Source organism: Pseudomonas xanthosomatis (assembly GCF_019139835.1).
Taxonomy (GTDB): Bacteria; Pseudomonadota; Gammaproteobacteria; order Pseudomonadales; family Pseudomonadaceae; genus Aquipseudomonas; species Aquipseudomonas fakonensis.
In genome coordinates, this window is sequence record NZ_CP077075.1 from 1,436,153 (window position 1) to 1,458,890 (window position 22,738).

Below are 22,738 nucleotides of genomic sequence, written 5' to 3' on the forward strand. Positions count from 1 at the left end.
GGGCCAGATACGCCCGCCCACATGCGTGGGCGGGCGCTGCCATCAATTGGCGACGATGTTGACCAGTTTGCCTGGCACGACGATGACCTTGCGGATGGCCAGGCCGTCGGTGAAGCGCAGGACGTTTTCGTTGTTGCGCGCGGCTGCCTCGATCTCTTCGCGGCTGGCGGCGGCAGGCATTTCCACCTGGCCACGCAGCTTGCCGTTGACCTGGACCACCAGGGTCACGGTGTCCTGCACCAGCGCGCTTTCGTCAACGCTCGGCCAGTTGGCGTCGATCACCGCCTGGTCGTGGCCCAGTTGCTGCCACAGCTCGTGGGAAATGTGCGGGGTGATCGGGGCCAGCAGCAGGGTCACGGCTTCCAGGCCTTCCTGCAGCAGGGCGCGGTCCTGGGCGGTGGCTTGCGGGGCCTTTTCCAGCACGTTCATCACGGTCATCACCTGTGCGATGGCGGTGTTGAACTTGTGGTACTGGCCCACATCGGTGCTGGCCTGCTTGATCGCAGCATGAATGGCGCGGCGGATGACCTTCTGCTCATCGCTCAGCGCGGCGCTGTCCAGTTGGCCTGGCAGGCCTTGGGCCACGTGGGCCTGGGCCAGGCGCCAGACACGGCGCAGGAAGCGGCTGGCGCCTTCGACGCCGGAGTCGGACCACTCAAGGCTGGCGTCAGGTGGCGAGGCGAACATCATGAACAGGCGGCAGGTGTCGGCGCCGTACTGGTCGATCATCGACTGCGGGTCGACGCCGTTGTTCTTCGACTTCGACATCTTCTCGGTGCCGCCGATCTCGACCGGCAGGCCGTCGGTCTTCAGGCGCGCGCCGATGATCTTGGCTTTGGCGTCACGCTCGATTTCGACGTCGGCCGGGTTGAACCAGTCCTTGCCGCCGTTGCTGGCCACACGGTAGTAGGTTTCGGCGACCACCATGCCCTGGGTGAGCAGGTTCTTGAACGGCTCGTTCGAGGTGACCAGGCCCTCGTCGCGCATCAGCTTGTGGAAGAAACGCGCATACAAGAGGTGCAGGATGGCGTGCTCGATACCACCGATGTACTGGTCTACCGGCAGCCAGTGGTTGGCCGCTTTCGGGTCGACCATGCCACCTTCGTAGTTGGGCGAGGCGTAGCGGGCGAAGTACCAGGACGACTCGACGAAGGTGTCCATGGTGTCGGTTTCGCGCTTGGCCGCAGTGCCGCATTTCGGGCAGGTGCACTCATAGAATTCGGGCATGCGCGCCAGTGGCGAGCCCGCGCCGTCCGGTACCACGTTTTCCGGCAGGGTGACCGGCAACTGGTCTTCCGGCACCGGCACGTCGCCGCAGGACGGGCAGTGGATGATCGGGATCGGGCAGCCCCAGTAGCGCTGGCGGCTGATGCCCCAGTCGCGCAGGCGGAACTGGGTGCGCGACTTGCCGAGCTCCTTGCGGATCAGCGCGGCTTCCATGGCGTCGAAGGCGCCGGCGAAGTCCAGGCCGTCGAACTCGCCGGAGTTGATCAGCTGGCCATGCTCGCCATAAGCGTCCTGCCACTCGCTGCCGACTTCATCGCCAGCGCTGGTGCGCACCACGGCTTTGACCGGCAGCTGGTACTTGCGGGCGAACTCGAAGTCGCGCTCGTCGTGGGCCGGCACAGCCATCACAGCGCCATCGCCGTAGTGCATCAGCACGTAGTTGGCGACCCATACCGGCAGTTTCTCGCCGGTCAGCGGGTGCTGCACGAACAGGGAAGTGGGCATGCCCTTCTTCTCCTGGGTGGCCATGTCGGCCTCGGCAACGCTGCCGCCTTTGCATTCTTCGATGAAGGCCTGCAGCGCGGCGTTGCCCTGGGCGGCCTGGGTGGCCAGCGGGTGCTCGGCGGCGACCGCCACATAAGTGGCGCCCATCAGGGTGTCGGGGCGGGTGGTGAAGACCTTCAGCGTGCCCTCGTGGCCGATGCTGGCCACGTCGTAGGGGAACTGCACTTCCATGCCGCGGGACTTGCCGATCCAGTTGCGCTGCATGGTCTTGACCTGTTCAGGCCAGCCCGGCAGCTCGTCGAGGCTTTCCAGCAGCTCGTCGGCGTAGTCGGTGATGCGGAAGTAGTACATCGGGATTTCGCGCTTCTCGATCAGCGCACCCGAACGCCAGCCGCGGCCGTCGATGACCTGCTCGTTGGCCAGCACGGTCTGGTCCGCCGGGTCCCAGTTCACGGTACCGTTCTTGCGGTAGATGATGCCTTTCTCGAACAGGCGGGTGAACAGCCACTGTTCCCAGCGGTAGTAGTCCGGCTTGCAAGTGGTGACTTCACGCGCCCAGTCGATGGCCAGGCCCAGGCTCTTGAGCTGGGTCTTCATGTAGTCGATGTTTTCGTATGTCCACTTGGCCGGTGCGACGTTGTTCTTCATGGCGGCGTTTTCTGCCGGCATGCCGAAGGCGTCCCAGCCCATCGGCTGCAGGACGTTCTTGCCCAGCATGCGCTGGTAGCGGGCAATCACGTCGCCGATGGTGTAGTTGCGCACGTGCCCCATGTGTAGCTTGCCGCTCGGGTACGGGAACATCGACAGGCAGTAGTAGGTGTCCTTGCCTGGCTGTTCGGTAACAGCGAACGACTGTTGCTCGTCCCAGAAAGACTGGGCGGCGGCTTCGATATCACGGGGCGTGTATTGTTCGTGCATGGCTACTTTTTTACTGAGAGAGAAAAGACCCTGTTCACAGGCCGGGCAAGCTCGCTGCGACCGGCACTGCGGTGTCGATAGAGTGAACGCCGTAGCATACATGAGCGCTGTGTATCGTGGGAAACCTTAGATTGCGCCACCCGGCGCGCGGGCCGTTGGTCGCGGCGTTCGGCTGCTTTTTGCAGCGCCGCTAAGCTCATTTGTGGGGGGAGATATTCTGACCTTCAATGAGGTGTACGGATGGGAGAGTCGCAACTTACCGTTAACAAACCGGAGCTTTATGAACGCCTGATCGACCGCCTGGGCCTGGCACTGGAAGAGGCCAGAACCTCGGTACGATTGCGCGACGAGATGCCTGCCGAGCTGGAATTGCGTGGCCTGAGCCATGCGGAGTTCGAGGTGATCAAGGCCTACCTGGAAACCCTCCCGGAAGGCCGGCATGCCAGCGCCGGTGCTTACCCGCAACCGGAACCGTCCTCGGCCCGGATCATCTGGCTGAAGGACCGCAAGCGCAACACCGCCCCAGCAAGCGCCAGGACGCTGTCATCCCGTTAGCCGTTCAGGTTGCAGGCGCGGGTTTCGCGCCGGTTTTTCAATACCCTGCAGTGTCCGGCGCCGGCCACCCCTTGAGGCCCGGCGCCGTTCCTCATAGGCTGCATGCCTTCCAGGAGGGTGTGCAATGCCGCTGCGTTTTTTCATCAAACAATGGTTGATGCCACCGGGCATCCTGATCTTGCTGCTGCTGGCGGCCTGGTGGTTGCGCCTGCGCCACCCGCGGCTGGCCCTCGGTTGCTTTTGCCTGGGGCTAGGCGGGTTGCTGCTGATGAGCCTGCCGCTGGTGGTGGAACAGGCCGCGCGGCGCCTGGAAACAGAGCCGGCCCTGGCCGCTGGCGGCTGGGCGAACCTTGCGACCCGCGCCGATGCCATCGTGGTGCTGGGGGCCGGGCGTGAGCGCGGCGACCCGGCCTGGGATGGCGCCGACCAGCCCAGCTATATGGCGCTGGAGCGCATGCGTTATGCCGCTGCGTTAGCCAAGGCCTCGGGCTTGCCGGTGTTGACCAGTGGCGGCCTGCACTACGGCACCCCGCCCAGCGAAGGGCAACTGATGGCCGACCGCCTGCAGCAGGACTTCGGCGTGACGGTGAAGTGGAAGGAGCAGGCCAGCCGCACTACTTGGGAGAACGCCGAGATGAGCGCGGCGCTGCTGTTGCCGCAGGGTGTTCGCCGCGTGGTGGTGGTGACCCAGGCCTGGCACATGCAGCGCGCGCGCTGGAGCTTCGAGCGCGCCGGGTTCGAGGTGGTCACCGCGCCGGTGGGCTTTCTCGGGCGCGACCATGCGCGGCCGTTTGCCGGGTTGATTCCGGAAAGCCGGGCGCTGTGGCAGAACGCGCAGTTGTTGAACGAGGCGGTGGGGTTGGTGGGGTATCGGCTGTTCTATTGAGCTCAGGTGCCTACGAAACTGCAGGAGCGGCCTTGTGCCGCGAAAGGGCCGCAGAGCGGCCCCAGGGCAGTGTTGTGATGCCGGGGGCTTCTGTGCAGCCCTTTCGCGGTACAAGGCCGCTCCTACAGGGGCGGTGTCGCGCGTTCAGACGGTACTGGCGATACGGCGCGCCAGCAGTGCCCAGCCCAGCAGCAACGTGCAGACGATCGCCAGTGGCCACGAGCGCCATTGCAGGTAAGGCGTCAGTTGCTGCATCGGCACCACCTCGCCGTACAGCACCGCGCGTTCGAACTGCGGGATCTGCGTGGTGATGCGGCCGAACGGATCGATCAGCGCGGTGACCCCGTTGTTGGTGGCGCGGATCATCCAGCGGCCGGCCTCCAGGGCGCGCATCTGGGCCATCTGCAGGTGCTGCAGCGGGCCGATCGACTTGCCGAACCAGGTGTCGTTGCTGATGGTCAGCAGCAGGTCGCTGCGCGCGGCCAGGCTGGCGGCAAACTCGGGGTAAACCACTTCGTAGCAGATGAACGGCGCGACCTGGTAGCCCTTGGCCTGCAGCAGTGGCTGGTCTTCGGGGCCGCGGGCGAAGTCCGACATCGGCAGGTTGAAGAACTCGATCAGCCCGCGCAGCATGTCCTGCAGCGGCACGTACTCACCGAACGGCACCAGCTTTTGCTTGAGGTAGGTGCCGTCGCCCTCGCCAGTGGCGGTGACGCCGTTGAAGTAGCGGCGCTGGTGACGAACTTCCTGGCGCACCGGTACCCCGGTGATCAGCGCCGAGTGCCGTTCGGCGGCAAAGGTGCCCATCATGTCGATGTAACCTTGGGCCTGGTCCTTGAGCACCGGTACTGCGGTTTCCGGCCAGACCAGCAGGTCGACGGGTTTGGAGCTGAAGCTCATGTCGCGGTACAGCGCCAGCTGCGCATTGACGTGGGCCGGGTCCCATTTCAGGTCCTGCTCGACGTTGCCTTGCAAGGCAGCGACCTTGAGTGGATCGCCGGCGGGCTTGGTCCAGGCGTGGCCCTTCAGTGCCAGGCCGATGCCCCAGGGGGCCAGCAGCAAAACAGCCCCTGCAGCCAGGAAAGACGGGCGTGCGCGTAGCCGCGGCAGGTTGCAGATCAGCGCGGCGCTCAGGGCCAGGGCAAACGACACCAGCCATACACTACCGATTGGCGCGAGCCCGGCCAGCGGCCCGTCCAGCTGGCTGTAGCCGGCGTAAAGCCAGGGGAAACCGGTGAGGAACCAGCCGCGGAAGGCTTCCTGCAACAGCCACAGGGCGGCGAAGCACAGCGCGTCGGCCAGCGGCGCCTCATCGCGGCGCAGCCAGCGTGCCCACAGCCAGGCGGGCAGGGCGAAGAACAACGCCAGGCAGGCAAAGAACGCCACCAGCAGCAGGATCGCCAACAGCGGCGAGGCACCGCCGTAGGTGTTCATGCTGACGTAGATCCACCAGGTGCCGGCGCCGTACAGGCCAAAGCCGAAACACCAGCCGCGGGCCAGCGCCTGGCGCGGGCTCAGCGTACGCAGGCCGGCGTAGAACAGGGCAATCGACAACAGCGCCAGCGGCCAGATACCGAAGGGCGCCAGGGCCAGCAGGGTGGAGGCGCCGGCCGCCAGGGCCAGCAGGTTACCGGGCCAGCCGGGGCGGGAAATCCAGCGCATGTCGTTCCTTAGCGTGTGATCGGGGTCAGGCGCAGCAAGTGTATCCGGCGGCTGTCGGCATTGAGAATACGGAACCGGTAGGCACCGATTTCGGTGGTCTCGTTGCGCTTGGGCAGGTGGCCGAAGGCGCTCATCACCAGGCCGCCGACGGTGTCGAACTCGTCGTCGGAGAACTCGCTGTCGAAGAACTCGTTGAAGTTCTCGATGGGCGTCAGGGCCTTGACCAGGAAGTCGCCACTCGGTAGCGGCTTGATGTAGCTGTCTTCCTCGACGTCATGCTCGTCCTCGATGTCGCCGACGATCTGCTCGAGCACGTCCTCGATGGTCACCAGGCCCGCCACGCCTCCGTACTCGTCGATGACGATGGCCATGTGGTTGTGGTTGGCGCGGAACTCGCGCAGCAGCACGTTCAGGCGCTTGGACTCGGGCACGAAGGTGGCCGGGCGCAGCAGGTCCTTGATGTTGAAACTGTCGCCGTTCTCTTTGAGGATCAGTGGCAGCAGGTCCTTGGCGAGCAGGATGCCGAGCACATCGTCGTGGCTTTCGCCGATCACCGGGTAGCGCGAGTGCGCGGCGTCGATCACCGCCGGCAGAAATTCGCGAGGCGACTGGCTGGCCTTGATGCTGATCATCTGCGAGCGCGGCACCATGATGTCGCGTACCTGCAGGTCGGCGACCTGGATGGCGCCTTCGACGATGGTCAGCGCTTCGCTGTCGAGCAGCTTGTTCTGATGGGCTTCGCGCAGCAGCTCGAGGAGCTCCTGGCGGTTTTTCGGCTCATGGGCAAAAGCCTGGGTCAGTTTGCCCAGCCAGGACTTTTGCCCGTTGCTCGATCGGTCTTCGCTCATGGCGGTTACTCGTGTTCCTTGCAGTGTCAGTGTGTGATTGTGTCGGTTTCGTCGTCGGCGTAAGGGTCGGGGTGGCCCAGTTCTGCCAGCAATTCCCGTTCCAGCGCTTCCATTTCTTCGGCTTCGTCGTCTTCGATGTGATCGTAGCCGAGCAGGTGCAGGCAACCATGAATGACCAGGTGTGCCCAGTGCGCCTCGAGCGACTTGCCCTGTTCGGCAGCCTCGCGCTCGACCACTGCCACGCAGATCACCAGATCGCCCAGCAGCGGGATATCGAGCAGGTCGTCGGGCACATCGGCTGGGAAGGACAGCACGTTGGTGGCGTAGTCCTTGTGCCGGTAGGTGTGGTTGAGTTCGCGGCCTTCGGTTTCGTCGACCAGGCGGATGGTCATCTCCGAGTCGGCCGTGCGCTGGCGCAGGGCCAGCTCGCACCAGCGGCGAAAGGCGGCGTCATCCGGGGCAGCGGCATCCGTGGCCCGTTGCAGGTCGAGTTCAAGCATCTTTGCCGGGCGCCTCGGGCTTTGACTGACGGGCTTCGAAGCGGTCGTAGGCTTCGACGATGCGCTGCACCAGCGGGTGGCGCACCACATCCTTGGGCTGGAAGTGGGTGAAGCTGATACCCGGCACTTCCTTGAGTACCTCGATCACGTGGGCCAGGCCCGACTTGGTGCCGCGGGGCAGGTCGACCTGGGTGATGTCGCCGGTGATCACCGCGGTGGAGCCAAAACCGATACGGGTGAGGAACATCTTCATCTGTTCCAGCGTGGTGTTCTGGCTTTCGTCGAGGATGATGAAGCTGTTGTTCAGGGTGCGGCCGCGCATGTAGGCCAGCGGGGCAATCTCGATCACCTGGCGTTCGATCAGCTTGGCCACGTGTTCGAAGCCGAGCATCTCGTACAGCGCGTCATACAGCGGGCGCAGGTAGGGGTCGATCTTCTGTGCCAGGTCGCCGGGCAGGAAGCCAAGCTTTTCGCCGGCTTCGACCGCCGGGCGCACCAGCAGGATGCGGCGCACCTGTTCGCGTTCCAGGGCATCGACGGCGCAGGCGACGGCGAGATAGGTCTTGCCGGTGCCGGCCGGGCCGATGCCGAAGTTGATGTCGTTGGCCAGGATTTCCTTGACGTAGCGCTGCTGGTTGGCGCCGCGCGGGCGAATGTTGCCCTTGCGCGTGCGCAGCGAGACGCTGACTTCGTTGACCGCCGGGTTGTCGATGTTCTCGACTGCCGATTCTTGCAGATAGAGATGGACGGTTTCCGGCGACAGGTCAGTGGCCTTGGCCTCGCGATAGAGGCGGCGCAGCAGCTGTTCGGCAGCGGAGGTGGTCCGGGGTTCGCCAATCAGTTCGAACTGATTGCCGCGGTTGCGGATCTCGATGGCCAGGCGTTGCTCGATCAGGCGCAGGTGCTCGTCGAACTGGCCGCACAAGTTGGCGAAACGGTGGGCCTCGAAAGGTTCGAGGGTGAAACGATGGGGTTGTATGGGTGCGTTCAAGGTCGTTTTTAGCCGCTCGACGGCAATGAATGTGAACTCAAGAATAACCCTTGATGGGCAGTGGCGAAAGCACTGAAACGATCAAGGGTTTTGTGCAGGCTTCACCGGCCCTATCGCCGGCAAGCCGGCCCCTGCAGGCGAGCGTGCTGCACTGCAGGAGCCGGCTTGCCGACGATAGGGCCATGAAAAGCAGCTTACAGAGTTTGTCTTACACGGATGTGATGGCCGCAGAAGATGCTTAAGGCAGGGGCGAGAACGGCGAACGGCCTTCGGCGCTTTGCAGCTCCAGCAAATACTTGCGGAAGATCTGGCCCAGCACTTGGGTTGCGTGTTCCAGTTCGTCGCGGGGCATTTGTTCGGTGACTTCGTCGGCCAGGTCCAGGGCATCTTCGGCGCCGTTGACCGCAGCCATCTTCAGCAGGATGTAGGCCTGCACATTGTTGGCCTTGACCCCTTCACCGCGATAGAACATCGAGCCAAGGCGGTACTGCGCCTGGGCGTTGCCTTGCAGGGAGGCTTGTTCGAACCACTTGAGGGCTTTTTCGAGGTTGCGCGGCGATGCGCTGTAGTAGAACTCGCCCAATTCGTACTGCGCCTGGGCGTCCCCGGTCTGTGCCGTCCGCTCGCAGGCCTTGAGGGCGTTCTCCAGGTCTTCCGGCGCCGTGTTCAGCGTGCAGCGGCCCGTCGCCGGAATCAGCAACGAGTTACCGCCCTCCGCCAGGGCCAGCAGGGGCTGAAGAAGCAACAGGCAGCCCATAGTCAGGGCGCGGCCGGTGCGGTTCATGGGGATCGACTTACCTCTGCAAAACTGCGACCAATGTCTCTGGTGGCACATTATGGGATAAGCAGCGCCTACCTTACAAAGTTTTACTCAGATTTCTGCATTGGTAAGGGCGCAGGCAATGTTGTGACCTGAATCACAAAGTGCCTGTCCCGGCCCTATCGCGGGGCAAGCCCGCTCCCACCGTGGGAGCGGGCTTGCCCCGCGAAGGCTTACTTGAGCTTGGCGAATGCCCGCTCGGCTGCATCCAGGGTGATCTGCAGCTCTTTATCGCCATGGGCGATGGAGGTGAAGCCGGCTTCGAAGGCGCTTGGCGCCAGGTACACGCCACCCTCGAGCATCAGGTGGAAGAAGCGCTTGAAGCGTTCGGCGTCGCTGGCCATCACGTCGTCGAAGGTGACGATGTCGTCGGCGCCGCTGAAGTACAGGCCGAACATGGCACCGGCTTGCGTGGTGACGAACGGAATGCCGGCGGCATCGGCGCGCTGTTGCAGGCCGTCGAGCATGCGGCTGGTGAAGGCGGTCAGTTCGTCATGGAAGCCCGGGCGGCTGATCAGGCGCAGGGTGGTCAGGCCGGCGGCCATGGCCAGCGGGTTGCCCGACAGGGTACCGGCCTGGTAGACCGGGCCCAGCGGCGCGATGCAGCCCATGATCTCGCGCTTGCCGCCGAAGCAGCCGACCGGCATGCCGCCGCCGACGATCTTGCCGAAGGTCGACAGGTCAGGGGTGATGCCGTAGTAGCCCTGGGCGCCGCCCAGCGATACACGGAAACCGGTCATCACTTCATCGAAGATCAGCACCACGCCGTGCTTGTCGCACAGGCTGCGCAGGCCTTCGAGGAAGCCCGGTGCAGGTGGCACGCAGTTCATGTTGCCGGCCACCGGCTCGACGATGATGCAGGCCACGCTCTGGCCGACGTCGGCGAGGGTTTTCTCGACCGCGGCGATGTCGTTGAACGGCAGGGTCAGGGTGTGCTTGGCGAAGTCCGCCGGCACGCCGGCCGAGCTCGGTACACCCTGGGTGAGCAGGCCGGAGCCGGCCTTGACCAGCAGGCTGTCGGAGTGGCCGTGGTAGCAGCCTTCGAACTTGATGATGGCGTCACGGCCGGTGTAGCCACGGGCCAGGCGGATGGCGCTCATGGTGGCTTCGGTGCCCGAGCTGACCATGCGCACCATTTCCATCGACGGCACGATCGAGCAGACCAGGTCGGCCATCTCGGTTTCCATGGCGGTCGGCGCGCCGTAGGACAGGCCGTGCTGCAGCTGGTTGTGGACCGCGTCGAGCACCTCAGGGTGGCCGTGGCCGAGGATCATCGGGCCCCAGGAACCGACATAGTCGACATAGCGCTTGTCGTCTTCGTCGATCACGTAGGCGCCTTCGGCGTGCTTGAAGAACAGCGGCGTGCCGCCGACGCTCTTGAAGGCGCGCACCGGCGAGTTGACGCCACCTGGGATGTGTTTCTGGGCTTGGGCGAACAGGGCTTCGGAACGGGACATGGGAGGCTTCTCTTTAAAATCAGCGAGCGAACAGGGCGTTGAAGGCGCGGGCGCGGCGGGTCACTTCCTGCGCGCTGTCGGCACCGAACAGGCCGTGGATCACCGCCAGCAGGTCGGCGCCATGGGCGACCAGCGGGGCGGCGTTGTCGAGGGTGATGCCGCCGATCACGGCGATTGGCAACTTGACCTGGGCGCGGGCCTGTTCCAGCAGTTCGACGCTGGCGGCCGGGGCGCCCGGCTTGGTCACGGAATTGAAAAAGCGGCCGAAGGCGACGTAGCTTGCGCCTTCGCTGGCAGCCTGCTGCGCAAGCTCAAGGCTTGCGTGGCAGGTCGAACCGATCACCGCCTGGCGGCCGAGTAGTGCGCGGGCCGGCGTCAGCGGGCCGTCGGTCTGGCCCAGGTGCACGCCAACGCCCAGCCGTGCGGCCAGTTCGGCGTCATCGTTGATGATCAGTTGCGTGCCGTAGCGCTCGCACAGTTTGTGCAGCGCTTCGGCCTCGCGCAGGCGGCGGGCGGCGTCGTCGCCCTTGTCGCGGTACTGCAAAAGGCACACGCCGCCTTCCAGCGCCGCTTCCACGTGGGAGAGAAAACGGCCGGCGAGCAGCTGGCTGTCGGTGATCGCATACAAACCGCGGAGCGTCATCGGGTGGCCTCGTGTCAGGAGCAGAAATCCAGGGGCAGGCGGCGCGGCACGTACTGGCCCTTGCCCAGTTGCTCGGCGTCACGCAGGGTGCGCCAGGTGTAGTCCAGGGCGCTGCGCACGGCGCTGGCGAGGTTTTCGCCCAGGGCCAGGCGGCCGGCCAGGGCGCTGGCCAGGGTGCAACCCGAACCATGGTAGCTGCCCGGCAGGCGCTGGCAGGTCCAGGTGTGCTGCTGGCCGTCGCGGCTGTACAGGCGGTTGTGGATCTCGGCCTCGTCGCCGTGACCGCCGGTGATCAGCAGGTGTCTACAGAACGGCAGCAGTTTTTCGGCGCATTCGTCGGCGCTGCCTTCGGGCAGTTCGGCCAGGATGCGCGCCTCGGGCAGGTTGGGGGTAGCGATGGTGGCCAGTGGCAGCAGGCGTTCGCGCAGCGCGTAGCCGACTTCGTCCTTGCCCAGGCGGCCACCGCCACCGGCGCGCAGCACCGGGTCGCAGACCAGCGGCAGGTGTGGGTGGGCGCCGAGCAGTTCGGCGACGGTATCGACCATCGCGATCGAGCCGAGCATGCCCAGCTTGACCGCAGCCACGCTGGAGTCGGCCAGCACGGCGTTGGCCTGGGCCAGCACCCACTCGCGGTCGAGCACGCGGAAGTCGGAAACATTGACGGTATCCTGCACGGTCAGCGCGGTCACGGCGGGGGCGGCGTGACAGCCTTGGGCCAGCAGGGCTTCGATATCTGCCTGCAGCCCGGCGCCACCACTGGGGTCGTGGCCGGAGAGACAGAGGACAACGGGGCGGGAGCTGTAGGTATTCATGGTCGGCGAGCTTATCACCAATCCCATTTGTGCGGACCGCTCGCTCCACGGGTTTTGTTGATCGAGTGGTCAGCTTGTTTCTCTTGATATGGCTGAAAGCACCGTTTTAGAGCCTTCTAAGGCAAATTGTATGTGGCCTCTGGTACTGCCGGGAAGCTATGCTAGAGTGCTCGGATAACTCGATAACGGGTTCTGCCGGATCACGTCGTCTCAAAGGGAAAGGAGGCAACCGCGACGCGACCGGACAGGCCATGCTGGGGCTGTATGCGCTATTTGCTGATTGTGCTTCTGGGCTGCTTGCCCCTGTTCGCCGGGGCGGTCGATTTCGACGACGCCACCGGGCGCCTGCCGCTGGGGCGGCACATGCAGGTCTTCGAAGACACCGACGGCAGTGCCAGCATCGCCCAGGTCAGTTCCCCCGCCTTCGCCAGCCGCTTCCATGCGCACCCCGACGAGGTGCTCAACGCCGGTTACTCGACCTCGGTGTTCTGGCTGCGCATCGATCTGCAGTACAACGCCACCCCCTCCGCCAAACCGCGCCAGTGGCTGCTGGAGCTGGCCTACCCGCCGCTGGATCACCTTGAGCTGTACCTGCCTGACGCCGAGGGCGGCTATCGCCTGGCCGGGCGTACCGGCGACGCGCTGCCCTACGCCAGCCGGCAGATCCGCCAGAACAACTACCTGTTCGAGTTGCCGCTCGAGCCCGGCCAGGCGACCACCGCCTACTTGCGCCTGCACAGCCAGGGCTCGGTGCAGGCGCCGCTGACGCTGTGGTCGGCCGAAGCCTACATGGAAGACCAGCCCACCCGCCTGTACGTGCTGGGCATGATCTACGGCGTATTGCTGGTGATGCTGGTGTACAACCTGTTCATCTACCTCAGCGTGCGCGATGTCAGCTACCTCTATTACATCCTCTATATCGCCTCGTTCGGCCTGTACCAGGTGTCGGTCAACGGCGCCGGTATCGCCTACTTCTGGCCCGACAGCCCGTGGTGGGCGAATGCCTCGACGCCGCTGTTCATCGGTGCTGCCGGGCTGTTCGGCTGCCAGTTCGCCCGCCACTTCCTGCAACTGGGGCGGCTGAGCCGGGCCTTCGACCGCCTGCTGCTGGCGCTGATGGCCGGCGGCGCGCTGGTGATGGTGCTGGCGGTGACCCTGCGCTACGGCGTGGCGCTGCGCATGGCCACGGTGCTGGCGCTGCTGTTCACCGTGAGTGTGTTCAGCGCCGGGGTGTACGCCTGGTGGCGCGGGGTGCGGGTGGCGCGCTGGTTCATCATCGCCTGGAGCGCCTTCCTGCTTGGCGGGCTGGTCAACACCCTGATGGTGCTCGGTTACCTGCCCAACCTGTTCATCACCATGTACGCCAGCCAATTGGGGGCGGCGCTGGAGGTGGCATTGCTGTCGCTGGCGTTGGCCGACCGCATCAACAGCCTGCGTGAAGCGCAGGCGCGCACCCTGCGTGAAACCGGCCGCACCCTGGAGCAACTGAACCAGCAACTGGCCCACAGCAACCGCCTCAAGGACGAGTTCCTGGCCACCGTCACCCACGAGCTGCGCACCCCGATGAACGGCGTTATCGGTTCGCTGGAGTTGCTGCACACCCTGCCCATGAGCGCCGAACAGGCCCAGTACCATCGCACTGCCACGGGCTCGGCTCAGGACATGATGGCGATGGTCGACGACATCCTCATCCTCACCGAACTGCAGGCCGGGCGCCTGCGCCGGCATGGCGTGCCGTTCAGCCTGCGCCGGCTGCTGCAGGAGCTGCGCGCAGGCTATGCCGGCCAGGCCCTGGCCAAAGGCCTGTACCTGAGCCTGGACATCCCCGCCGACCTGCCCGACAGCCTGATCGGCGACCCGCAAAAACTGGCGCGCTGCCTGGCCTGCCTGGTGGATAACGGCCTGAAGTTTACCCACCAGGGCGGCGTCACCGTGCAAGCCCGTGGGCGTTTGGTGGCACCGGACTCGCTGGCCCTGAGCATCACCGTGAGCGATAGCGGCATCGGCTTCGAGGACCTCGACCAGGCCGTGCTGTACCAGCGTTTCTTCCAGGTCGATGGCTCGATGACCCGTCGGTACGGCGGGCTGGGCATCGGCCTGTCGATCTGCCGCCAGCTGGGTGAGTTGATCGGCGCCAAGCTTGCCCATGAGTCGACGCCAGGCCTTGGCAGCCGCTTCGAGCTGAGCCTGGCGCTGGACGTGACCCAGGTGCAGGTGCCGCCGAGCCGGGTGGTGCAGGGGACGCAGCGGCTGTAGGCCTCATCGCCGGTACGGGCAGCACAAGACAGAGGCTCCCACATCGCCCCCCAGGTAGTCCGATTTGTCACTTTGACTCCCCGCCCCAGGGTGCTTCACTGGGTCTCTTACCCCAGCGCGGTTCCAGGAGGCCCCCGATGAACCTGCACAAGTTCGCCGAGACCCACGAGGTCACCAACCAGCCGCCGCCCCTCGACGGCGCCAACCTGTACCGCCTCGACCAGCCCCTGCAAGAATGGGCACGGCGCTGCGGGGCCGGCTGGGCCGAGTCGCGCATCGACGCCTACGGTGCCCTGGCCGGCGGCCCGCTGATGGCTGCAGGGTTTCTGGCCAATGCCCACAAGCCCGAGTTCGCCAGCCACGACCGCTACGGCCACCGCATCGACCTGGTGAGCTTTCACCCCGCCTATCACGAACTGATGCGCACCGCCGTCGAACACGGCCTGCCGTCGCTGCCCTGGGCCGAACCGCGCGCTGGCGCCCACGTTGCCCGCGCCGCCATGACCTACCTGCACAGCCAGGCCGAAGCCGGCAGCGGCTGCCCGCTGACCATGACCTTCGCCGCCGTGCCGGCCCTGCGCCTGCAGCCGGAACTGGCCGGCTACTGGCTGCCCAAGGTGCTCAGCCGCGAATACGACCCGCGCAACATCGGTGACCGGCACAAGGCCGGGGTGACCATCGGCATGGCCATGACCGAGAAGCAGGGCGGCACCGATGTGCGCGCCAACACCACCCGCGCCTACCCGGTGGGCGCGCCGGGCCCCAGCCAGCCCTACGAGCTGGTGGGGCACAAGTGGTTCTGCTCGGCACCGATGTGCGACGCCTTCCTGACCCTGGCGCAGACCGACAAGGGCCTGAGCTGCTTCCTGCTGCCGCGCCACCGGCCGGACGACGGGCGTAACCAGTTCTACATCCAGCGCCTGAAGAACAAGCTGGGCAACTGCTCCAACGCTTCAAGCGAAGTGGAGTTTCGCGGCGCCCTGGCCTGGATGGTGGGCGAGGAGGGCCGCGGCGTGCCGACCATCATCGAAATGGTGGCCATGACCCGCTTCGACTGCATGGTCGGCTCCAGCGCCCTGATGCGCCAGGCCCTGACCCAGGCGGCCCACCACTGCGCCCACCGCAAGGTCGGTGGCCGGCTGCTGGCCGAGCAGCCGTTGATGCAGAACGTGCTCGCCGACCTGGCCCTGGAAAGCGAGGCGGCCCTGGCCCTGAGCCTGCGCATGGGCCAGGCGCTGGACCAGCCGGACGACCCGCAGCAGGTGCACTTCGCCCGCCTGGTAACGGCGGTGGGCAAGTACTGGATCTGCAAGCGCGCGCCCGGGATGATCAACGAGGCCGCCGAGTGCCTGGGCGGTGCCGGCTATGTCGAGGACAGCATCCTGCCGCGGCTGTACCGCGAGGCGCCGGTCAACTCCACCTGGGAAGGCTCGGGCAACGTGCAGTGCCTGGACGTACTGCGCGCGCTGTCGAAAGAGCCAGGTGTGCTCGATGCGTTGTTCGCCGAGCTTGGCGACGGCCACGGCGACCCGCGCTTGGCTGCTTTCATCGGCAACCTCAAGGGCGCCTTCGCCGACACCGGCGACATCCAGTACCGCGCCCGCCAGCTGACCGAGGATATCGCCCTGGCGCTGCAGGCCAAGCTGCTGCTGGAGGCCGGCAATGCGACGGTCAGCGATGCATTCATCGGCAGCCGCCTGGCCGGCGGCGGGCGGGCCTACGGCGCACTGCCGCGCGGGGTGGGTGCCGAGGCCCTGGTGGCCCGTGCGACACCCGCTTGGATGCCATGACTCTCCGGTAGCCGGCTTGCCGGCGATAGGGCCCGAACAGGCTACCCGGCATCGCGGGGATGTATTTACCCGGCAACCTAGGCAAGATGGTCGTCATGCATGTCTGAAGACAGGAACCCCAGCGTGAGCCAAGCGTTTGAAGTCGTTGCTACCCCCGAACAGGCCGTCGACCGTCTGGCGACCCTGCATGAACAGGCTACCGGCGCCCTCAGCCAGGCCCTCAAGCGTTACCTCAAAGACCGCACCGAACCCAGCGACGAGGAGCGCGGGCTGTTCCTTTACCCGGCGCTGCGCCTGACTTACTACAGCCAGGGCGAAGTCGCCGCCACCACCCGCGCCTACGCCAAGGTGCAAGTGGCCGGCACCTACAGCGTCACCGTCACCCAGCCCTCGGCGTTTCGCGGTTACCTGCTGGAGCAACTGCGCCCCTTGATGCACGACTACACCGTCACCGTCGAGGTGGGTGTCAGCGAGCAGAGCATCCCGTACCCCTATGTGGTCGACCAGGGCGACGAGCTGGCCGGCAGCGGCATTACCGCCGCGCAACTGGCGCGGGTGTTCCCCAGCACCGACCTGTCGGCGGCCACCGACAACATCGCCGACGGCCTGTACGACTGGGAAAGCGCCGAAACCCTGCCGCTGGCGCTGTTCGACGCCGCCCGCGTGGACTTCTCGCTGCGCCGCCTGGTGCACTACACCGGCAGCGACTGGCGCCACGTGCAGCCGTGGATCCTGCTGACCAACTACCACCGCTACGTCGACCAGTTCATCGCCCACGGCCTGGAACAGCTGCGTGAAGACCCGCGCTTCGTGCGCATGGTGCTGCCCGGCAACGTGGTCATCGAAAAGGCCATGGACAACGGCGAGGCCCAGGCCCTGGTGGCCGGGGTGGTCTGGCACCGTTACCAGATGCCGGCCTACCACCTGATTGCCGCCGACGGCGACGGCGTCACCCTGGTCAACATCGGCGTCGGCCCGTCCAACGCCAAGAACATCACCGACCACCTGGCGGTATTGCGCCCGCACTGCTGGCTGATGATCGGCCACTGCGGCGGCCTGCGTCAGTCGCAGACCATCGGCGACTATGTGCTGGCCCACGCCTACATGCGCCGCGACGGCATCCTCGACCGGGTGGTACCGCCGAACATCCCCATCCCGGCGCTGGCCGAGGTGCAACTGGCCCTGCAGGAGGCCGCAGCGCAGGTTACCGGCGAGCGTGGCGAGCAGTTGAAAAAACGCCTGCGCACCGGCACCGTGCTCACCTACGACGACCGCAACTGGGAGCTGCGCTGGGCCCAGGAACGGCCGCTGATCAACCTGTCCCGCGCCGTGGCGGTGGACATGGAAAGCGGCACCATCGCCGCGCAGGGCTACCGCCTGCGGGTGCCTTACGGCACCTTGCTGTGCGTGTCGGACAAACCGCTGCACAGTGAAATCAAGCTGCCCGGCTCGGCCAACGCCTTCTACAACCGTGCGGTCAGCCAGCACCTTAAAATCGGCATTGCCGCCCTCGACCTGCTGCGCACCGAGCTCAACTCGCTGCACTCGCGTAAACTGCGCAGCTTCGATGAGCCGCCGTTCCGCTGAGGATCCATGCCCCCGCCACCCCGCAACAACCCGCGCCGCCCGGCGGCGCGCCCTGCCGGCCCCAGGCGCCAGGCCAAGGCGCCGCCGGCCGAGCCGCGCCTGATCCTGTTCAACAAGCCGTTCGACGTGCTCACCCAGTTCAGCGACGGTGAGGGCCGCGCCACGCTCAAGGATTTCATCGACATCCCCGGCATCTACCCGGCCGGGCGCCTGGACCGAGACAGCGAAGGCCTGCTGCTGCTGACCAACGACGGGCGCCTGCAGGCGCGTATCGCCGACCCGAAGCACAAGCTGGCCAAGACCTACTGGGTGCAAGTGGAAGGTGAGCCGGGCGAGGCGCAGTTGCGGCGTTTGCGTGAGGGGGTGGAGCTCAACGATGGCCCGACGCTGCCGGCCGAGGCGCGCTTGCTGGAAGAGCCCGAGCTATGGCCGCGCAACCCGCCGGTACGTTTTCGCAAGAGTGTGCCGACTGCATGGCTGGAGCTGGTGATTCGCGAAGGGCGCAATCGCCAGGTACGGCGCATGACCGCAGCGGTGGGGTTGCCGACCCTGCGCCTGGTGCGGGTGAAGATTGGCGATTGGTCGATAGAAGGGCTGGAACAGGGCTGCTGGCGCGAGGTGGCTGCGAAGCTGTGATCGCCATCGCGCGTCAAGCCCGCTCCCACGGTCACCGTAGGAGACCACACAGCCCTCTAGGGCTGCGCTGTCGCGCAGAGAACTGGGCACGAGCCCGCCGCGGCCCCTGTGGGAGCGGGCTTGCCCGCGAAGCAGGCGACGCGGTGTCTGGCACCGGCTTCGCCGGTGTTCGCGGGCAAGCCCGCTCCCACAGGTCCTTGCTAAATCAATGAGTTGTGTGCAGTTCTAGGAGCCGGCTTGCCCCGCGATGGGCCTGACCCGTTAAACCCCTTCCAGAAACCCCACCACCACGCTTTTGATGATGAACGCCAGCACGCCTAGGCCCAGCACGAAGAACAGGATCAGCGTACCGAAGCGCCCGGCCTTGGACTTTTTCGCCAGGTCCCAGACGATGAAGCCCATGAAACCGATCAGCACGGTCACCAGGATTATCATCATCCACTCTTCGAATACGGCGGGATCCATCAGCTCACTCCGGGCAGGTTGAAAACCCGATCATACGCCTGATGCGCAAGCGCTGCTGCCCGGCCCTTTATAGGAGCCGGCTTGCCGGCGATAGGGCCAGGCCTGCTATCAACGCAGATGGGTCAATGGCAGCTCGGTACTGGCCAGCACCTGGTTGAGCACGAAGCTCGAACGCACGCTGGTCACCCCTTCGATACGGGTCAGGCTGCCGAGCAGCAGCTTCTGGTAGTGGTCCATGTCCGGTACCACCACCTTCAGCTGATAGTCGGCATCCATACCCGTCACCAGGCTGCATTCGAGCACCTGCGGCAGGTTGCGGATGGCTGCCTCGAAGGTTTCGAAGCGCTCGGGGGTGTGGCGGTCCATGCCGATCAGCACGTAGGCGGTCAGGCTCAGGCCGAGCTTCTTGCGGTCCAGCAGCGCCACCTGGCGCGAGATATAGCCATCGTCTTCGAGCTGCTTGACCCGCCGCGAGCAAGGGGAGGGCGACAGGCCAATACGTTCGGCCAGTTCCTGGTTGGAGATGCGCGCATCGCGCTGCAATTCGGCAAGAATGCTCAGGTCGTAGCGGTCGAGCTTGCTCATGAAAGGGGCCTTTTCTATCCGGATTGCGGTGAATTATCGAACCTGAGTGAAAAATTGCGCAAGTGCTATTTATCAGAGCAATCTTCGCAATCCTGTGCCCCGCGCCCTGGCCTATCTTTAACACCAGAATCACTGCCCGGACATCAGTCCACGGCGACGCGCCCCAGGCGGGCGGTCGCGGCCAGCGAACCAACCGGGTTCGTCAGCCCCCGGGCTACGCACTGTCCAGAAGACGGCGCGAGGTGAGCCGGTGTCACAAGCGCCGAGCACGGACAACAATTCCCGAAGGGAGGCCGCAAGGTCTCCCTTTTTTTAATGCTTGCGATTCGAGCCGCGCGGTAGACTGGTGCGATGCAGTTTCCCTGATCGAGAGGCACAACATGAGGTCGCGCATCTGGCAGTTGGCAGGTGTTGGTTTGCTGGGCATGGTCATCAGCCTGGGTGCCCTGGCCCAGGGGCCGGGGGATGGCCCGCAGGATCCCAATGGCAACGGCAATGGCGGGCGCGGCTCGCCGCTCAATTCCCGCGATGAAGTGCGGCAAACCCAGCAGCCGCGCCAGGGTTACTACCAGGATATCCCGCGTCGCCAGGGCGAAAACCGCCACTGGCAGGCCGGCGGCCCCGGGCAGCGCCCCGGTGGCGATTGGGCCGGGCGCCCGGACGGGCATGGCAATGGCTGGGGGCCGGGGCCGCAGTACCGGCCGGGGCACAGCGTCGACCGCTTCCCGGACCGCTTTTGGAAAGTGCCATACCGTGGGCAGGACTACTTCTATTCCGGTGGCTACTGGTACCGCCCCCATGGCGGCAGCTACGTGGTGGTGACGCCGCCTTATGGGGTGAGTGTCGGCTACCTGCCGTCCTATGCCCGTGAGGTGTGGGCGGGTGGCGCGCTGTACTTTTTGGTGGCCGACACTTACTACCAGTACATGGGCGACAGCCAGCAGTACGTAGTGGTCAACCCGCCGGTGGCGGCGCCTGCGCCGACGCCGGTGCAGCAGCAGGGCACGCCCTACGACGTGGTCGCCTACCCGCTGTACGGCCAGGGGCCGGAACAGCAGGAGCAGGACCGTTACCAGTGCCATCGCTGGGCGGTGAGCCAGTCTGGTTTCGATCCAGCCACCGCCACCGCCGCACCGCCGCTGCAGGTGGCCGACAGTTACCGCCGGGCGCTTGGGGCTTGCCTGAGTGGGCGGGGCTACAGCACCAATTGAGGTTTGGCCCAATCGCCTGCAAGCCGGCTCCTACAGGGATCGGCGCAGCAGCCGGCATGCCGGCGTTGGGCCTTCAGTGTTTCAGCAGCAACTTGCCCTCGATCGGCACATAGCGGCTGGCGGCGCGGATCACCGACAACGCGGTCAGCCCCGGCACGCCATACACCACGGTCTCTACGCCATGGCGCTGCATCGCCCGCTCCAGCAGCAGGTCGAAATCGCCATCGCCGGAGGCCAGTACCACCTGGTCGACCCGCGCTGCGGCCTCGATCACATCCAGGGTGATGCCCACGTCCCAGTCGCCCTTGGCCGAGCCGTCGGCACGCTGGATGTAGGGTTTCAGGCGCACCTCGAAACCCAGGTTGCGCAAGATCTGCTGGAACTGCTGCTGCTTGCTGTCGCCGCGGTCGATGGCATAGGCGAGCGCCTCGACGATCTGCCCTTCACGGCTGACCTCGGCCCACAGCGCGGCATAGTTGAAATGGCAGCCGTGGCCCTGGCGAACTGTGTAGTAGAGGTTCTGCACGTCGGCGAACAGTGCGATTTTTTTCAAACCTGATACTCCGCTGGGGCGTGGGCGGGGCTGCCATGCAGCCCTTTCGCGGCACAAGGCCGCTCCTACAGAAGCTCACGAGACCTGTAGGAGCGGCCTTGTGCCGCGAAAGGCGCGCAAAGCGCGCCCGGGAATGTCAGCGAGTATGCCAGAGCCCTCAGACGTAGTCGTCGTCGGAGAAGAAGCCGCCGTCATCACCGCTGTAGTCGGTATCGGCAAAGCCACCCTGGTCATTGCCCCAGCCACCGTTGTCGGCCACCTGCTGCTGGCCGCCCTGGTCGTTCCAGCCACCTTGGTCGCTGGCCGGTGCCGGTTCTTCCTTGATCACTTCGACCACCTCTTCAGGCTGCGAGTGGTGGTTGAACAGGCTGCTGATGCCCTGGGCCAGCAGCACGCCACCGGCCACGCCTGCGGCAGTTTGCATGGCGCCGCCCAGGAAGCTGCTGGCGCCGCTGCGCGCGGGCGCTGCGCCAAAGCCCCGTTGCTGTTGCGGCTGTGGCGCTGCATAGGCCTGGGGCGCCGAATCACGCCAGCCACCGCCGCTCGAAGTTGGTGGTGGCGCCACCGAGCGCTGCGGCTCGGGCGCCGGGCTGCGTGTGCCACCACCGAACAGGCCGGAGAGAAAACCTCCGCCGCTGTTGCCGGCGGCCGGGCGGGCGGCGTCCTGCTGGGCGCGGGCCTGCTTGAGCTGCTCTTCAAGCTGCTTGTTCTGCTCGTCCAGGCGCTTGAGCGCCGCTTCCTGCACCAAAATCGCCTGGGCCATGTAGTAAGGCGCCGCCGGCTGCTGGCGCAGGTGCTCTTCGATACGCGCCTGGGCCTGGGCATCGCGCGGCTGGGCCGGGTCTTCGGCTTGCTTGATACGGCCGAACAGGCCGTCGATCAGGGTTTGTTCTTCAGTGTTCATCGGGGCAACCTCGTGCGCTGAACAGGGCATCGGACAGCGTCAAAGATGGGGGGCCGGGCGAGGCGATTCAACGTTTTGGCCATGAAACATTTTTCAGCATGTGTGCGCTCTGGGCTAAAGTGATGCCCTGCTTTTTTGCCATGCGATGTTGACCGATGAATCCGCTGAGCGTTCTGCGCGACTCCCTGTACTTCTTCCGCCACCACCTGGCGAACATCCTGCAGCTGTGCCTGCCGCTGGTGGTGCTCGAGGCCCTTGCCAGCCAGTTGCTGTACAGCCAACTGGGCGAGCAGGCCTCGCCGGCCTACGGCATGCTGGTCAGCCTGCTGTTTTACCCGCTGTACAGCGCAGCGTTGATTCTTTACCTCGACACCCGCAGCAACGGCGAGCCGGTGGCCAAGCGCAACCTGTTCGCCCGCGCCGTGCAGCTGTGGCCGGCGCTGGCCCTTTTGATACTCATCAGCTCGCTGCTGATCATGGCGGGCCTGGCGCTGTTCATCTTCCCGGGCGTGTGGATCATGGTGAACCTGGTGTTCGCCGAATACCTGCTGGTGCTGCGCGGGCTGCCGGTGGTCGAGGCCATGCGCACCAGTGCGCGCATGACCACCGGGCACTTCCTGCGCATCATGGTGTGCATGCTTTCGGTGCTGGCGCCACTGTGGCTGATCGACGGGCTGCTGCTGACCGCCTTCCCCGACCCGCAACCGGGCGTGCAACTGGTCCTGGACAGCCTCAACGGCTTTTTGCAGTTGTTCAGCACCGTGGTGCTGTACCGGCTGTTCATGCTGCTGGAGAGTGAAGCAGGGGCTTGAGTTACGCCTTGTGCTCAAGCGGGCCCTGGCAGGCTGACACCCGCTGCTGATTGCGACGGCAATGCTGCAGAGGAAGCGTATCGGCCTGCAACCCGACAGGCGCAGCCGGCAAAGTG

At 65.7% G+C, this 22,738-nt stretch carries 21 protein-coding genes; 8 read left to right on the forward strand and 13 right to left on the reverse strand.

Annotated features, from left to right (window positions below):
• Positions 1 to 42 precede the first annotated feature (42 nt).
• Positions 43 to 2,649, reverse strand: coding sequence for a leucine--tRNA ligase (leuS, locus tag KSS93_RS06385; RefSeq protein ID WP_217887588.1), 2,607 nt, complete (start codon positions 2,647 to 2,649; stop codon positions 43 to 45).
• Between the two features lie 240 nt (positions 2,650 to 2,889).
• Here leuS and KSS93_RS06390 point away from each other — a divergent pair, with 240 nt between their 5' ends.
• Together KSS93_RS06390 and KSS93_RS06395 are read left to right on the forward strand one after the other, a co-directional pair.
• The gene (locus KSS93_RS06390; RefSeq protein ID WP_217887589.1) at positions 2,890 to 3,204 is read left to right on the forward strand and encodes a hypothetical protein; all 315 of its coding nucleotides are present in this window, start codon (positions 2,890 to 2,892) and stop codon (positions 3,202 to 3,204) included.
• Positions 3,205 to 3,328: 124 nt separating this feature from the next.
• Positions 3,329 to 4,090, forward strand: coding sequence for a YdcF family protein (locus KSS93_RS06395; protein ID WP_217887590.1), 762 nt, complete (start codon positions 3,329 to 3,331; stop codon positions 4,088 to 4,090).
• 144 nt (positions 4,091 to 4,234) lie between these two features.
• Here the strand turns inward: KSS93_RS06395 and lnt are convergent, their stop codons facing one another.
• The 8 genes from lnt to KSS93_RS06435 all read right to left on the reverse strand — a co-directional run bounded on the left by lnt (position 4,235) and on the right by KSS93_RS06435 (position 11,823).
• Positions 4,235 to 5,752, reverse strand: a complete 1,518-nt coding sequence (gene lnt / locus KSS93_RS06400; protein ID WP_217887591.1) for an apolipoprotein N-acyltransferase — start codon at positions 5,750 to 5,752, stop codon at positions 4,235 to 4,237.
• Between the two features lie 8 nt (positions 5,753 to 5,760).
• Complete coding sequence (locus tag KSS93_RS06405; protein ID WP_054892824.1) at positions 5,761 to 6,600, reverse strand: CorC family transporter; 840 nt, start codon at positions 6,598 to 6,600, stop codon at positions 5,761 to 5,763.
• Between the two features lie 26 nt (positions 6,601 to 6,626).
• Complete coding sequence (gene ybeY / locus KSS93_RS06410; RefSeq protein WP_217887592.1) at positions 6,627 to 7,100, reverse strand: rRNA maturation RNase YbeY; 474 nt, start codon at positions 7,098 to 7,100, stop codon at positions 6,627 to 6,629.
• Positions 7,093 to 8,091 (reverse strand): PhoH family protein, encoded by a 999-nt coding sequence (locus KSS93_RS06415; RefSeq protein WP_217887593.1) that lies wholly within the window; start codon positions 8,089 to 8,091, stop codon positions 7,093 to 7,095. Before KSS93_RS06415 ends, ybeY begins: the two co-directional genes overlap by 8 nt.
• Before the next feature lie 238 nt (positions 8,092 to 8,329).
• Positions 8,330 to 8,875: a tetratricopeptide repeat protein gene (locus KSS93_RS06420; protein WP_217887594.1), complete on the reverse strand. Its 546-nt coding sequence runs from the start codon at positions 8,873 to 8,875 to the stop codon at positions 8,330 to 8,332.
• A gap of 209 nt (positions 8,876 to 9,084) precedes the next feature.
• A complete protein-coding gene (gene hemL, locus KSS93_RS06425; RefSeq protein WP_217887595.1) occupies positions 9,085 to 10,368 on the reverse strand; it encodes a glutamate-1-semialdehyde 2,1-aminomutase in 1,284 nt (427 codons plus the stop codon).
• Between the two features lie 19 nt (positions 10,369 to 10,387).
• On the reverse strand, positions 10,388 to 11,011 hold the full coding sequence (thiE, locus tag KSS93_RS06430) for a thiamine phosphate synthase (protein WP_217887596.1): 624 nt from the start codon (positions 11,009 to 11,011) through the stop codon (positions 10,388 to 10,390).
• Between the two features lie 14 nt (positions 11,012 to 11,025).
• Positions 11,026 to 11,823, reverse strand: a complete 798-nt coding sequence (locus KSS93_RS06435; RefSeq protein ID WP_217887597.1) for a hydroxymethylpyrimidine/phosphomethylpyrimidine kinase — start codon at positions 11,821 to 11,823, stop codon at positions 11,026 to 11,028.
• A 264-nt stretch (positions 11,824 to 12,087) separates the two neighbouring features.
• On the opposite strand from KSS93_RS06435, the gene KSS93_RS06440 reads away from it, so the two are divergent.
• The 4 genes from KSS93_RS06440 (at position 12,088) to KSS93_RS06455 (ending at position 18,092) form a co-directional block, all read left to right on the forward strand.
• Entirely contained in the window at positions 12,088 to 14,079 is a 1,992-nt protein-coding gene (locus KSS93_RS06440) for a sensor histidine kinase (RefSeq protein WP_217887598.1), read from the forward strand.
• A gap of 137 nt (positions 14,080 to 14,216) precedes the next feature.
• Positions 14,217 to 15,869, forward strand: a complete 1,653-nt coding sequence (locus KSS93_RS06445) for an acyl-CoA dehydrogenase family protein (protein WP_217887599.1) — start codon at positions 14,217 to 14,219, stop codon at positions 15,867 to 15,869.
• Positions 15,870 to 15,968: 99 nt separating this feature from the next.
• On the forward strand, positions 15,969 to 17,456 hold the full coding sequence (amn, locus tag KSS93_RS06450) for an AMP nucleosidase (protein ID WP_217887600.1): 1,488 nt from the start codon (positions 15,969 to 15,971) through the stop codon (positions 17,454 to 17,456).
• A 6-nt stretch (positions 17,457 to 17,462) separates the two neighbouring features.
• Positions 17,463 to 18,092 carry a pseudouridine synthase gene (locus KSS93_RS06455; RefSeq protein ID WP_225917301.1) on the forward strand — a complete coding sequence of 210 codons (630 nt, stop codon included), beginning with the start codon at positions 17,463 to 17,465 and terminating at the stop codon, positions 18,090 to 18,092.
• 261 nt (positions 18,093 to 18,353) lie between these two features.
• Here the strand turns inward: KSS93_RS06455 and KSS93_RS06460 are convergent, their stop codons facing one another.
• Together KSS93_RS06460 and KSS93_RS06465 are read right to left on the reverse strand one after the other, a co-directional pair.
• The gene (locus tag KSS93_RS06460) at positions 18,354 to 18,557 is read right to left on the reverse strand and encodes a DUF2788 domain-containing protein (protein WP_013974331.1); all 204 of its coding nucleotides are present in this window, start codon (positions 18,555 to 18,557) and stop codon (positions 18,354 to 18,356) included.
• 108 nt (positions 18,558 to 18,665) lie between these two features.
• Entirely contained in the window at positions 18,666 to 19,142 is a 477-nt protein-coding gene (locus KSS93_RS06465; RefSeq protein WP_003249795.1) for an Lrp/AsnC family transcriptional regulator, read from the reverse strand.
• 380 nt (positions 19,143 to 19,522) lie between these two features.
• Between KSS93_RS06465 and KSS93_RS06470 the strand changes: the two genes are divergently transcribed.
• The gene (locus KSS93_RS06470) at positions 19,523 to 20,353 is read left to right on the forward strand and encodes a DUF6515 family protein (protein WP_217887601.1); all 831 of its coding nucleotides are present in this window, start codon (positions 19,523 to 19,525) and stop codon (positions 20,351 to 20,353) included.
• Positions 20,354 to 20,426: 73 nt separating this feature from the next.
• Here the strand turns inward: KSS93_RS06470 and KSS93_RS06475 are convergent, their stop codons facing one another.
• Both KSS93_RS06475 and KSS93_RS06480 read right to left on the reverse strand, forming a co-directional pair.
• Positions 20,427 to 20,906 (reverse strand): NYN domain-containing protein, encoded by a 480-nt coding sequence (locus KSS93_RS06475; protein ID WP_217887602.1) that lies wholly within the window; start codon positions 20,904 to 20,906, stop codon positions 20,427 to 20,429.
• Positions 20,907 to 21,063: 157 nt separating this feature from the next.
• Entirely contained in the window at positions 21,064 to 21,810 is a 747-nt protein-coding gene (locus tag KSS93_RS06480) for a DUF2076 domain-containing protein (RefSeq protein WP_217887603.1), read from the reverse strand.
• 155 nt (positions 21,811 to 21,965) lie between these two features.
• Here KSS93_RS06480 and KSS93_RS06485 point away from each other — a divergent pair, with 155 nt between their 5' ends.
• Positions 21,966 to 22,622, forward strand: coding sequence for a YciC family protein (locus KSS93_RS06485; protein WP_217887604.1), 657 nt, complete (start codon positions 21,966 to 21,968; stop codon positions 22,620 to 22,622).
• Positions 22,623 to 22,738: the final 116 nt, after the last annotated feature.